At 64.4% G+C, this 13,137-nt stretch carries 10 protein-coding genes; 2 read left to right on the forward strand and 8 right to left on the reverse strand.

The window, feature by feature from the left end; translation table 11 throughout:
* Positions 1-211: 211 nt before the first annotated feature.
* The 6 genes from araH to DSC91_RS07075 form a co-directional block, all read right to left on the reverse strand.
* On the reverse strand, positions 212-1,222 hold the full coding sequence (gene araH / locus DSC91_RS07050) for an L-arabinose ABC transporter permease AraH (RefSeq protein WP_115777466.1): 1,011 nt from the start codon (positions 1,220-1,222) through the stop codon (positions 212-214).
* A gap of 74 nt (positions 1,223-1,296) precedes the next feature.
* Complete coding sequence (araG, locus tag DSC91_RS07055; protein WP_115777467.1) at positions 1,297-2,838, reverse strand: L-arabinose ABC transporter ATP-binding protein AraG; 1,542 nt, start codon at positions 2,836-2,838, stop codon at positions 1,297-1,299.
* A gap of 119 nt (positions 2,839-2,957) precedes the next feature.
* The gene (locus DSC91_RS07060) at positions 2,958-3,962 is read right to left on the reverse strand and encodes an arabinose ABC transporter substrate-binding protein (RefSeq protein ID WP_115777468.1); all 1,005 of its coding nucleotides are present in this window, start codon (positions 3,960-3,962) and stop codon (positions 2,958-2,960) included.
* Between the two features lie 83 nt (positions 3,963-4,045).
* Positions 4,046-4,975, reverse strand: a complete 930-nt coding sequence (locus tag DSC91_RS07065) for a Gfo/Idh/MocA family protein (RefSeq protein ID WP_115777469.1) — start codon at positions 4,973-4,975, stop codon at positions 4,046-4,048.
* Between the two features lie 167 nt (positions 4,976-5,142).
* Positions 5,143-6,726, reverse strand: coding sequence for an aldehyde dehydrogenase (NADP(+)) (locus DSC91_RS07070; RefSeq protein WP_115779731.1), 1,584 nt, complete (start codon positions 6,724-6,726; stop codon positions 5,143-5,145).
* A 21-nt stretch (positions 6,727-6,747) separates the two neighbouring features.
* Positions 6,748-8,499, reverse strand: a complete 1,752-nt coding sequence (locus DSC91_RS07075) for an IlvD/Edd family dehydratase (RefSeq protein ID WP_115777470.1) — start codon at positions 8,497-8,499, stop codon at positions 6,748-6,750.
* Positions 8,500-8,616: 117 nt separating this feature from the next.
* Between DSC91_RS07075 and DSC91_RS07080 the strand changes: the two genes are divergently transcribed.
* Positions 8,617-9,627: a LysR substrate-binding domain-containing protein gene (locus tag DSC91_RS07080; protein WP_115777471.1), complete on the forward strand. Its 1,011-nt coding sequence runs from the start codon at positions 8,617-8,619 to the stop codon at positions 9,625-9,627.
* 83 nt (positions 9,628-9,710) lie between these two features.
* Here DSC91_RS07080 and DSC91_RS07085 read toward each other — a convergent pair whose 3' ends face one another.
* Complete coding sequence (locus tag DSC91_RS07085) at positions 9,711-9,899, reverse strand: hypothetical protein (RefSeq protein WP_115777472.1); 189 nt, start codon at positions 9,897-9,899, stop codon at positions 9,711-9,713.
* A gap of 215 nt (positions 9,900-10,114) precedes the next feature.
* Positions 10,115-10,771 (reverse strand): protein-L-isoaspartate(D-aspartate) O-methyltransferase, encoded by a 657-nt coding sequence (locus tag DSC91_RS07090; RefSeq protein WP_115777473.1) that lies wholly within the window; start codon positions 10,769-10,771, stop codon positions 10,115-10,117.
* A 242-nt stretch (positions 10,772-11,013) separates the two neighbouring features.
* Between DSC91_RS07090 and fusA the strand changes: the two genes are divergently transcribed.
* Positions 11,014-13,062 (forward strand): elongation factor G, encoded by a 2,049-nt coding sequence (gene fusA, locus DSC91_RS07095; RefSeq protein ID WP_115777474.1) that lies wholly within the window; start codon positions 11,014-11,016, stop codon positions 13,060-13,062.
* Positions 13,063-13,137: the final 75 nt, after the last annotated feature.

Below are 13,137 nucleotides of genomic sequence, written 5' to 3' on the forward strand. Positions count from 1 at the left end.
TGATAGCGCTCATGCGTAAGCGTGAAACTATTCCCGACCGCGTCTCTTCAAGGCCGATCTGTGTCATGCCTGAAGCAACACGGTTTTCTGCAAGACTAAAATCGAGCAAGGGTTTGTATCTCTCTATTGCCTCCTCCATGAAGCCACTTGTTATTCGGATGCCCCCCTGTTTCGTGAGCGGCTTCGTCGTGTCCGGCTGCCTGCCCGCCGGTCAGACAACTCGCTTGCTTCGGCGGAACTGATCGAACAGGACCGCCAGCAGCAGGATGCCGCCGCGAATCAGGTATTGGTAAAACGTCGGCACATTCAGCAAGCTCATTGCATCCTGCACGGAGCCCATGATCAGTACGCCGACCAGCACGCCGGAAATCGTTGCAACGCCACCCGTCAGCGAGACGCCACCGAGCACGCACGCGGAGATCACACCGAGTTCGAGACCGACTGAGGTTTTCGGATCGCCGAGGCTCATGCGCGAGGCGAGCATGACGCCGGCAAAACCGGTAACAAGCCCCTGCAACACGAACACGGTGATCTTGATCCGCGTGACCGGCAGGCCCGCGAGCAGCGCCGCCTCGCTGTTGCCGCCGACGGCCAGCACGTTCTTGCCGAACACGGTCTTTTTCAGCAGAAAGCCGAACAGCACGAAGCCGACGATGTTGCTCCAGATCGGATACGAGATACCGAGGAACGAGCCGCCGCCCAGGTCGAAGAACCGCTCTTCAGAAATCATCACCGCGTCGCCGTTCGACGTGATGAAGGCGAGGCCGCGCACGACTTCCATCATCGCGAGCGTGACGATCAGCGAGTTGATCTTGTAGCGCGCGACCAGTACGCCGTTGACCAGTCCGACCGCACCACCCGCGAGCACGCCGGCGGCGACGCCGAGCATCACGCTGTGCGTCGCGGTGATCAGGGTGGAGGCGACCACGCCTGCAAAAGCGACGATCGACGCGACCGACAGATCCACTTCGCCGAGCGCCAGCACGAACATCATCGTGACGGAGATGGAGCCGATCAGCGTGACCGACAGCAGAAGCCCCTGGATATTGCGCGAGCTGATGAAGTCCGGCACCGTGAACGACAGAACGGCGAACAGGATGATGAACACCATCACGATCCCGGACTTGTTGATCAGGTCCCAGGTGCGCGCGGCGCGTGCGCTGATACCGTTGGAGACGGCCGGCGAGCCGCCCGGATCGGAGGAGCTTGATTGCGTTTGCATGTTGTCTATTTCCTTGAGGCCTTTTACAAAACCAACTTCCCACTCAGTTACGCGATGCGAAATGCCGTAGCGCATTAGCGCGGCAGTGCGAGCTTGATCAATGCGTCGGGCGTGGCCTGCGCCTTCGGCAGATCGCCGACAATGCGGCCTTCTTTCATCACGAGCACACGGTCCGCCACGCCGATCACTTCAGCCAGATCGCTCGACACGACGATTACCGTGCGGCCCGCTTCAGCGAGCCCATACAGCAGGCCGTAAATCTCGCTGCGCGCGCCGACGTCGATACCGCGCGTGGGCTCGTCCATCAGGAACACGTCGATCTCCTCTGCGAGCCAGCGCGACAGGATCACCTTCTGCTGATTACCACCGGAAAGCGTGCCGATTGCGGTCTCGCCGTTGCGCGTCTTGATGGCGAGCTTAGCGATGAAGTCTTTCGCGATCTGCGCTTCCTTGCGGCCGTTGAGCACGTTGAAGCGGCTGAAGTGACGGCGGCAACTGATGTTGAGGTTGTCCGACACGGAGGCGATCGCCACGATGCCTTCCTGCTTGCGGTCTTCCGGACACAGTGCGACGCCCGCGCGTACCGCATCGCGCGGTGTGGCAAAGCGCACACCCTTGCCCTTGAGCGCAATCTCGCCGCCAGTGGGCCTCACTGCGCCGTAGATCAGCTTCATCAACTCGGAGCGGCCCGCGCCCACGAGTCCGAAGAAGCCGACAATCTCGCCGGCGCGTGCGCAGAACGACGCGGGTTCTCTCAGGCCCGGTCCCATCAATTTCTTTACCTCGAGCTGCACGTCGCCAGTTGCGCGCGGACGATAGCCGTACACGTCCGCAATCGAACGGCCCACCATGCTACTGATCAGACGGTCGCGATCGAGTCCTTCACCCGCGTCGAACGTATCGATGTGGCGGCCATCGCGAAACACCGTTACGCGGTCGCATAGTTCGTAGACTTCGTCCATGCGGTGCGTGACGTAGATGATCGCGCGGCCCTCGGCCTTCAATGCGCGAATGATGCGAAACAGTTGCGTGGTCTCGCGCGCCGACAGCGAACTGGTCGGTTCGTCGAACGCAATCACGCGCGCATCGCGCATCAGGGCCTTGCCGATTTCGATCATTTGCCGCTGACCAATGGACAGTTGCTTGACCTGTTGCGACGGATCGATCTTCTCGCCGAGCCGTTCGAGTTCGCGAATGGCGCGCGTAACCAGCGTTTTTTCGTCCAGCACGCCGAAACGATTGGGCAGTGCGCCGAGCATCAGGTTTTCCGCGACCGTCAGCTCCGGCACCAGATGCAGTTCCTGATAGATGATTGCGACGCCCGCCGCGATAGCCGCCTTGGTGGTGACGAACTGCTGCTCGACGCCATCGAGCGACAAGGTGCCCGCCACCGGCTGGTTCACGCCGGACAGCACCTTGAGCAGCGTCGATTTGCCGGCGCCGTTTTCGCCCATCAGGCCATGTACTTCGCCGCGCCGCACGTCGAGCGACACCTGATCGAGCGCCAACACGCCCGGAAAGCGTACGGTAATGCCGTCGAGCTGCAGATACGCCCGGGTATCGGCGGACGCCGGCGCGAAGGGTGCACGCGCCTGGTTGTATTCTGAAACCGTCATCGAATGCCTTTTGCAGATGGACACGCGTGCGGGCCATTCCGCCAATCCCTCGCCTGAGAAACCGGTATGGGGTAACGGTGCTGGCCCGCACCGAACGTTGTCAGCTCATACCGACGTGCTTAGATACCCAGTTCCTTGCGCACGTCCTGCCAGTTGCCGCGCACCATCAGCTTGCCGGTGGTTTGCGTGTCGGCGGGCGGCTGCTTGCCGTTCTTGATCCACCCGACGAGGTTCTCCGTGCTCGCCTTGCCGTGCATCGTCGAGCTCACGGCGATCGTGCCGTAGAAGCCCGTCGGTTCCTTCTTCTGGAACTCGGCGAACGCCTCGCCCGCCCCGTTGATGCCGACGCCGATCACATCCGCTGCCGGAATGTGCAGCTGTTCGGTCGCGCGTACGCCGCCCAGCACGCTTTCCTCGTTGAGCGCGAAGATCACCCACTTCTTGATGTTCGGATGCTGCGCGAGCACCGGCGACGACGCGTTGAAACCGCCTTCGTCATCGGTGGTTTTCTGTGGCGCATCGAAAATGTTTTCCTTCTTGAAGCCGCCGGCCAGCAGCGATTCCGTCGCGCCGTCAGTGCGCAGTTTGGCGGTCGGCAGTTCGTAGTTCGTGATGCGCAGCGCGCCGACTTCTTCCGGCTTCCAGCCGCGGCGCTTCATCTCCTCGGAGATTGCCGTGCCGACCTGATTGCCGATCTTGAATGCGGACATGCCCAGATGCGGCACGTTCGGCAGCGGCTTGCCGGTGGAGTCGACGAGCTGATCGTCGACGGTGACGAACTTCATGTTGTAGCGTTTCGCACGCGCCTGGATCGCCGGTCCGAGCCGCACGTCGGGCGCGCAGATCACGAAGCCTTGCGCCCCTTGCGCGCCGAGGTTGTCGATTGCGGCCAGTACTTTTTCGCCGTCCGGCGTGCCGATGTTGACCACCGAGAAACCGTCCTTCTGGCCGAGCGCGGTGGCGGCTTTCTGTTCGTTGATGAACCATGCCTGTTCCGGCATCTTCACGAGAAAGCCGATCTTGAGCGGCGCATCGGCGCGCGCCGCGAGGTTCATGCCGAGCGGTGCGATGCACATCGCCGCGAGGGTGGCGCGAAGGGTCAGCCGGCGGATCTTGCTGGTCATACTCTGTCTCCGAGATGTGTGGTTGTGGTCAACCGTGCGTGGGTATTGCGGTGATTTCTGGCGATTGATTTGCAGACTAAGGTCTAGCGGCCGAACGCCTCGACTTCGACATGCCGTCCGAGCAGGAACGCATCGGCGACGAGGCGCAGCGGGCGCACGTCCACATCGTGGGCGCCGTGCGCAATCAGTCCGTGAAAGTGTTCGTAGAGCGCCCCATATTCGCGCTCGCCTTCGAGCGCAACCGGTTCGCCCGCAATCGAAAGACGTTTTCCGCCTTCCGAGATCGAGAGCAACCCGTCGGCGGTTTCGACGTCGATCTCCCATTGCTCGACGGGGCCGTGGCGCCAGTCGAACTCGGCGCGCACAGGTACGCCGTCTGTGTCGATGCAGTCGAGTTCGGCCGCGATCGGCGTCGATGCATCGCGCGGCACGAGCAGTTGCGCGCCGCACAACACGATTTCACGCGGCAGGATGTGCGTGACGATGGAGAGCGCGTTGATGCCCGGATCGAACACGCCAAGGCCGCCTGGCTCCCAGATCCATTGCTGACCCGGATGCCAGCGGCGCACGTCCTCTTTCCAGCGCACGTGCACGGAGTGGATCGTGCGGCCCTGAAGCCAGGCGCGCGCCGGCTCCACGGCACTTGCATAGCGCGAGTGCCAGGTGGCAAAGAGCGTGCGCCCCCGGGCGCGCGCCAATTCGCGCAGGGCCTCGACCTCGCTCACGCTCGCCCCGGGCGGCTTTTCGAGCATCACATGCTTGCCGGCCTCAAGCGCCGCGCGGGCCTGCGCGTAGCGCACCTGCGGTGGGGCGCACAGCGAGACGGCGTCGAGCTCAGGCTCGGCGGCGAGCAGCGCATCGATGTCAGCATAGTTGCGCACCTGCTCGACCTGCGTGCTGCGACTCGCGCATGCGACCAGCGCAAAGCCCGCGTTTGCCGCGATAGCAGGCAGATGCTGGTCGCGGGCGATCTTGCCGATGCCGGCCACCGCCAGCGTAAAAGTCGAATTCATGGTGTTTCTCCGGCCAATGTTCGCTGAGCCAAAGCGATTCGCCAAAGGCAGCCGCGGCTAGTTGTCATCACTCCAATCCTGCAAAAAATAGCGTTCCTCGAAGGCCCCGCCTTCACGATTCACGTGTGGATCCGCCTTCGGCGCGCGGCGCCGGGCGTAACCTCGCGTTACGGCGCGCGCGGCGTTTCCGGCTTGCCTGCAAAGCGGCGCCGCATGTTCAGCGGGTTGGCGTCGCGCAGCGCGTCGGGCAGCAGGCTCTCGGCGAGATTCTGGTAGCACACGGGGCGCAGGAAGCGCTCGATCGCGGCCGTGCCAACCGATGTGCTGCGGCCATCCGAGGTCGCCGGAAATGGGCCGCCGTGGACCATCGCGTCGCACACTTCCACCCCCGTCGGAAAGCCGTTCGCGAGCACGCGGCCCGCCTTGCGCTCGATGAGCGGCAGGAGCGTGTGCGCAAGTTCGGCGTCGATGGCCTCCATGTGCAGCGTGATCGTCAGCTGGCCTTCGATTTTGCGCAGCACCGCGCGCAACTCGACCGCATCCGCGCATTCCACGAGCACGCTGCTCGGACCGAACACCTCTTCGCCGAGCGTCGGATCGGTGAGCAGATCGCTCGCGTTCACGCGCAGGAGCGCCGCCTGGGCACGTCCCGGCGCTGCCGCGCCGCGCGCGAGCGTCGTTACTTTCGGATGCTGCATAAGACGCTCGATGCCGCGCTCGTACGCGCGCAGGATGCCTGCCGCGAGCATGACGCCGGCAGGCGCGGCGCTGAAGTCGCGTGCGGCGTTGGCGGCGAAGGTGTCGAACCCGGCGCCCGCAAGGCCAAGCATCAAGCCCGGATTCGTGCAGAACTGCCCGCAGCCGAGTGTCGCGGACGCGACGAACTCGCGCGCCAACGTTTCGCCACGCGCGGCGAGCGCGCCCGGCAGCAGCAGGTTCGGATTCACGCTGCTCATTTCGGCGTAGACCGGAATCGGTTCGGCACGCGCCGCCGCGAGCTTCACCAGCGCGAGACCGCCCGCGCGCGAACCGGTGAAGCCCACCGCACGGATCGCCGGATGCTGCACCAGGGCGCTGCCGGTTTCGTGGCCCGCGTCGAACAGAAGGGCAAAGACGCCCGCGGGCAACCCGGCCGCCGCAACGGCCGCCTGGATTGCGCGTCCAACGAGTTCAGAGGTGCCCGGATGCGCCGGATGCGCCTTCACGACGACGGGACAGCCCGCCGCCAGCGCCGAGGCCGTATCGCCGCCCGCCACCGAAAACGCCAGCGGGAAATTGCTCGCGCCGAACACCGCGACGGGGCCGACACCGATGCGCCAGAAGCGCAGATCGGTGCGCGGCGGCTGACGGTCGGGCAGAGCGGGCTCGATGCGCGCGTCGAGTGCGTCGCCGCTGCGCACGAGCGCCGCGAACATGCGCAGCTGATTCGCGGTGCGCGCGCGCTCGCCTTCGAGGCGCGCACGCGGCAGGCCGCTTTCGGCCATCGCGCGTTCGATCAGTGGATCGCCCAATGCTTCGATGCGCGCCGCGCAATCGTCGAGGAATTGCGCGCGCTTTTCGGCGGACAGTGCGCGATAGAGGTCGAACGCTTCGTCTGCGAGTTCACACGCCGCGTCGACGTCGGCGCTCAAGGCGCTATGAAAAACCGGCTGTGCAATGGGTTCGTTCGTTGCGGCGTCAAGCGCCTGGAACGGCGCACCGGCGCCGCGCCGCGCCTCGCCCGCGATCAGCAGTTCGCCCGTCAGTTGCATCGTCATGCTTCGTGCTCCCAATCAGTGCGAGTGGCGCGGCACGGCGGCGCCGCGCTTGCCTACGAGGAAATCGAGGTCGCAACCTTCGTCGGCCTGCAGCACGTGATCGACATAAAGACGCGCATAGCCGCCCTTGCCTTGCTGCTCCGCCACACCCGGCGCGGCTGCCGGATCGACGTCGGAGAGACGCCGCATCAGTTCCTCGTCGCTGATGTCGAGATGCAACCGGCCCGCCTCGCAATCGAGCTCGATCCAGTCGCCGTTGCGCACCGCCGCGAGCGGGCCGCCCGCCGCCGCTTCCGGCGCGACGTGCAGCACCACCGTGCCGTAGGCCGTGCCGCTCATGCGCGCGTCCGAGATGCGCACCATGTCCTTCACGCCCTGACGCAGCAGCTTGGGCGGCAGGCCCATGTTGCCGACTTCGGCCATGCCCGGATAGCCGCGCGGGCCGCAGTTCTTCATCACGAGGATCGAGTCCTTGTCGACATCGAGCGATTCGTCGCCGATGGTCGCCTTGTAGTGATCGAAGTTCTCGAACACCACCGCGCGGCCACGATGCTTGAGCAGCTCGGGTGTCGCCGCCGACGGTTTCAGCACCGCGCCGCGCGGCGCGAGATTGCCGCGCAGGATGCAGATGCCGCCGTCTTCGATCAGCGGCTTGCCCAGTGGCCGGATCACTTCGTCGTTGTAGTTCGGCGCTTCGCGCACGTTGTCCCAGATCGACTTGCCGTTGACGGTGAGCGCATTGGGATGCGGCAGCAGGTTCGCTTCGCCCAGACGCCGCAGCACGGCCGGCAGACCGCCCGCGTAATAGAACTCTTCCATCAGGAAGCGGCCCGAGGGCTGCAGATCGACGATGGTCGGCGTATTGCGGCCGATACGCATCCAGTCCTCGAGCTCGAGCGGCACGCCGATGCGCCCCGCAATCGCCTTCAGGTGGATCACGGCGTTGGTCGAGCCGCCGATCGCGGCGTTGGTTCGGATCGCGTTCTCGAACGCTTCGCGCGTCAGCACCCTGGAGAGCGTGAGGTCCTCAAGCGCCATCTGCACGATGCGCATGCCGGACAAATGCGCGAGCACGTAGCGGCGCGCGTCGACGGCGGGAATCGCAGCGTTGTGCGGCAGCGAGACGCCGAGCGCCTCGGCCATGCACGCCATCGTCGAGGCCGTGCCCATGGTGTTGCAGGTGCCCGCCGAGCGCGACATGCCCGCTTCGGCCGAGAGGAAATGATGCAGGTCGATCTCGCCCGCCTTGAGCGACTCGTGCAGCTTCCACACCGCCGTGCCCGAGCCGATGTCCTTCCCTTCGAGCTTGCCGTTGAGCATCGGGCCGCCGCTCACCGCGATGGCGGGCACGTCGCAGCTCGCCGCGCCCATCAGCAGCGCGGGCGTGGTCTTGTCGCAGCCGCACAGCAGCACGACGGCGTCAATCGGATTGCCGCGAATCGCCTCTTCCACATCCATCGAGGCGAGATTGCGCGTGAGCATCGCCGAAGGACGCAGGTTCGATTCGCCGTTCGAGAACACCGGAAACTCGACCGGGAACCCGCCCGCCTCGTAAATACCGCGCTTCACGTGCTCCGCGAGCTTGCGGAAATGCGCATTGCAGGGCGTGAGTTCCGACCAGGTGTTGCAGATGCCGATAATCGGCCGGCCGTCGAATTCGTGATCGGGAATGCCCTGATTCTTCATCCAGCTTCGGTACATGAAGCCGTTCTTGTCCATGGTGCCGAACCATAGTTGGGAGCGCAGTTTGGGTTTGGTTGCCGACATTGTCCGTCTTTGGGAGGGCTAGATTTGCGTGCAGTCTACGGACCAAACTGATAACCTACCAATGAAAAATTGGCCGCTTCCCATATCCATTTACATATCAGTGTAAACACGTAAATCATGCTGGACACGAACCCCTGGTACGTCCGTACTCGTCTGAAAACCCGCCAGTTGCTCCTTGTGGTTGCGCTGGCCGAAGAAGGCAACATCCACCGGGCGGCGGCGGCCTTGAGCATGACCCAGCCTGCTGCCTCGAAACTGTTGCGCGAGTTGGAGGAGATGCTCGGCGCCGTTCTTTTTGAGCGTATGCCGCGCGGCGTACGGCCAACTCTCTATGGCGATGCGTTGATCCGCCATGCACGCGTCGTGCTCGGCAGTCTCGACCAGGCACAGGAAGAACTGGCCGCGTTGAAGGCCGGGCGCCTCGGGCACGTTGCAGTGGGTGCGATCACCTCGCCGGGCGTGCGAGTGCTGCCGGCGGCTGTCGCAGCAGTCAAGCGCATACACGCGAACATGCGTATCTCGGTCGAAATCGACACCAGTAACGTGCTGCTGGAGCGGCTGGCGCAAGACAAGCTCGACGTAGTGATCGGACGTCTGTCGGCGGAGCACGACAAGCGCCAGTTGTGCTACGAACCGTTGGCCGGCGAGCCCGTGTGCGCCGTGGTTCGGCAGGGCCATCCTCTGCTGGGCGGGGCGCCGGTTGCGCTGTCCGATGTCCAGCGCGGCGCGTGGGTCGTGCCGCCGGCCGGCAGCGTGCTGCGGCACCGTTTCGAGCTCATGTTCCAGCGTGCAAGCCTCGCTCCGCCCTCGAACGTCGTGGAGACGGCGGCGCTGCTCTTCATTACGCGGGCGCTCGAGAAGAGCGACATGATCGCCGTGCTCGCCGAAGATGTGGCGCGTTATTACGCGGCGCACGGCATGGTGGAGATCCTGCCTGTGCCGATGGACTGCAAAATGGACGACTTTGGGATCATCACCCCGGCGGAGAAGCTTCTCTCGCCCGCTACGGCTCTGATGATCGACGCGCTGCGCGCAGCGAGCCGCGAGACGTACGACCTGCCCTATCGCGTCGGCGCGGACGCCGTCGATGCGCGTATGGAGAGCCACGCTTCATCGCTTTCGGCCTGATTGGCGATCACGTCTGCTGTCTATACGCGGAGGCCCAGTCAATCGCGCCTTGTCGGGCAAGTGCCGCCCTCGTTGCCCTCTTCTCAATGGCACCCGATCGCGCAGCTAATCAGACCAAACGCGCCGGCGATCCCCACACCCGCGCCGAGCCCGAACGTCTCGAGCGAAGTGGCGCAGCCTTGCAGACTGCAGACAACCGCGAGCGCAGCGGCCAGAAGAATTTGCCGGGCCGGGTTGCGCGCAACCCGGCGGTGTCGACTACTGTGGATCATGTTTTTCCCCTCCGTCCCGAATGGTCTGAGCAAGCGCGAAAACGCAGACGCGAGTGTAGCCAGCACGATTCAGCCCAAAATGGACGAATACCGGGGACAAAGACGGCGTCTATTACCAATGCTTCCGCGCCGGTAATCACCGCTGTCGCGGAACAGCTCCCGGGCGTAATGACGTAAGGAATAAACCTGAATCCGGCCCACCCATGCAAGGCTCTCTAATAACAGGCATCCCACCCATCCTCACCAATCAACGGCACGAAGCTCACGTCACCCAACCAGCGCTCGCGATAATCGTGCTCGCCGTGGCGGACCAGTTTGATCAATCGCTGATGGTGATGGTCGTGTCCCACCGGCATGACGATCCGGCCGCCGATCGAGAGTTGCTCACGCCACGCCCGCGGAACACGCGGCCCCCCGGCACCCGCGATAATCGCGTCGTACGGCGCGTAGGCGCTCAAACCGACCGTGCCGTCGCAGAGATGAACGGTCACGTTTGAAATACCCAACCGCGCCAGCGTCTCGCGAGCGGTTTCGGCAAGCACCGGATCGCGTTCAACCGAATGGACGTGCGCCACGATTTCCGCCGCGATGGCGGCGGCATACCCCGACCCCGTGCCGACGTCGAGCACCCGGTCGCGCGGACCGAGTTCGGCCGCCTCCATCATCTGCGCGACGATGGCGGGCTGCGAAATCGTTTGCTGACTCGCGATAGGCAAGGCCCGGTCGTCGTACGCGAATTCACGGAGTTGCACGAGTACGAATTCCTCGCGCGGCACATGGCGCATGGCGGATAGCACGTTGGCGTCGCGGACGCCACGCGCCACGATTTGCCGTACGACCATCCATTCCCGGGCTTCCCTGAAATCGATCATGGTGGCCTCCCCTAATGATCGTTCAAGCTTTCCAGCTGGCTACACATCGTCTCCACCGGACGATTCAATTTTGCGCCTCGTTCGATGCCCGCGAGCGCGGATGGGTCATGCGTTCAACGCGGCTCGAAAAATCGGGCATTCGATGGCCAGGCGTTTAAGGGTCTGCACTGATGGCGTCGTATGGCACGCGGCTCCGTTTTCGCCAATAATGGCCCCACATCCACTACTGGACGAGGGCGACCATGCATTACAGCCCCGACGCCATCCGCACCATCGCTCTGGTCGGCCATGCCGGATGCGGCAAGACATCGCTTGTCGAAGCCCTGCTGCACCAGGGCGGCGAGCTGCGCGCCGCCGGCAGCGTGGAGCGCGGCACCACGGTCTGCGATTTCGACCCGCTCGAGCGCAAATATCACCACTCGCTGAATTCCGCCCTCGCCCACCTGCACTACCGGGATACCCGCATCTATCTGCTGGATACGCCCGGCTATCCGGACTTTTCGGGGCTGTCGATCAGCGCCCTGCCCGCCGTGGAGACCGCCGCCGTCGTCATCAATGCACAGACTGGCATCGAAATGACGACCCGGCGCATGATGGCGTGGGCCGAGAAACGCAAGCTCTGCAGAATGCTCGTCGTAAACGGCATCGATCGCGAAAAGGTCGACCTGCCGGCGCTTCTGACGCACATTCAGGAGGCTTTCGGCAAGGAATGCCTGCCCATCAACCTGCCGGCGCAAAGCGGGCGCCAGGTGGTGGATTGCTTTTTCAACCCGGCCGGCGAGGCCGACTTCCTGTCCGTTGCGGCGGCGCACAACGCGCTGGTCGACCAGGTGGTCGAGATCGATCCCGCGTTGATGGAGCTTTACCTGGAGCAAGGCGAGGCCATCAGCCCGGAGCAGTTGCACGAGCCCTTCGAGCGCGCGCTGCGGGAAGGTCATCTGATACCGATCTGCTTCACGTCGGCGGCCAACGGCGCCGGCATCGCGGAACTGCTCGACGTGTTCGTGCGGCTCCTGCCCAATCCCATGGAAGGCAACCCGCCGCTCTTTTACCGCGATGCCCGCGGCCGCCAGGAAGTCGTGCACGCCGAACCGGTCGCCGACAAGCATGTCCTGGCTCACGCCTTCAAGATCGTCATGGACCCTTACATCGGCAAGATGGCCGTGTTTCGCGTCCATCAGGGCACGATCAGACGCGACAGCCAGCTCTATATCGGCGACGGGCGCCAGCCGTTCAGAGTCGCCCATCTGATGATGCTGCAGGGCAAGGAGCACGTGGACGTCCCACAAGCCGGCCCGGGCGATATCTGCGCGACGGCCAAGATCGACGAAATCGGCTTCGATGCCGTGCTGCACGACGCCCCCGAGGACGGCGACATCCACCTGACCCCGCTCGATTTCCCCACGCCCATCTATGGTCTGGCGATCGAGCCCGCGCGCCGGGGCAACGAGCAGCGCCTCTGGGAGATTCTGCAAAAGCTGAGCGCGGAAGACCCGTGTCTGCGCATCGACCACCCGGTCGGCACCAACGAGACGGTGGTGCGCGGTCTGGGCGAACTGCACCTGCGCCTCATGCTGGAGCGGTTAGCCGAGCAATACAAGCTCGACGTCGTGACGCGGCCCCCGAAAATCGCCTATCGGGAAACCATCGGTGCCAAAGCCGAGGGGCATTATCGCCACAAGAAGCAAACCGGCGGCGCCGGGCAATTCGGCGAAGTGATGCTGCGCGTGGAGCCACTGCCGCGCGGCACGGGTTTCGAGTTCGTCGACGCCGTCAAGGGCGGCGCCATCCCTGGCCAGTTCATGCCCGCCGTGGAAAAAGGCATCCAGCAGGTGATCGAGAGTGGGCCGCTGGCGGGCTTCCCGATGCAGGACGTGCGCGTGACCGTCTTCGACGGCAAGAGCCATTCGGTCGATTCCAAGGAAGTGGCGTTCGTTTCCGCCGGACGCAAGGCCTTCATCGACGCGGTGCTGAAAGCGCAGCCCGTTCTGCTCGAGCCTATCGTAGACATCGAGGTGATGACGCCGGAAGCCGCGATGGGCGACATTATCGGCGACCTCTCCGCCAAGCGCGGACAGGTCCATGGCACGCGCACGGCCGCCGGCAACGCGGTGGTCGTCGCAGGCCAGGTGCCGTTGTCCGAACTCAACGACTACCAGTCGCGGCTGAACGCGATCGCCGGCGGGCACGGCAACTACAGCATCCAGCTCAGCCACTACGATCCGGCACCCGCCGCCCAGCAGGAGCGGATGGCGTCGCAACACAAGAAACAGGGCGACGGCGCGGCGTAATCAACGGCTGCGCGCGCCCTGCTCCATGCTTCTGCGCGACATGCCCGCCGACGGAACATGTGTATCGGGCGCGGT

This window comes from Paraburkholderia caffeinilytica (assembly GCF_003368325.1).
In the GTDB taxonomy this organism is placed as follows: domain Bacteria; phylum Pseudomonadota; class Gammaproteobacteria; order Burkholderiales; family Burkholderiaceae; genus Paraburkholderia; species Paraburkholderia caffeinilytica.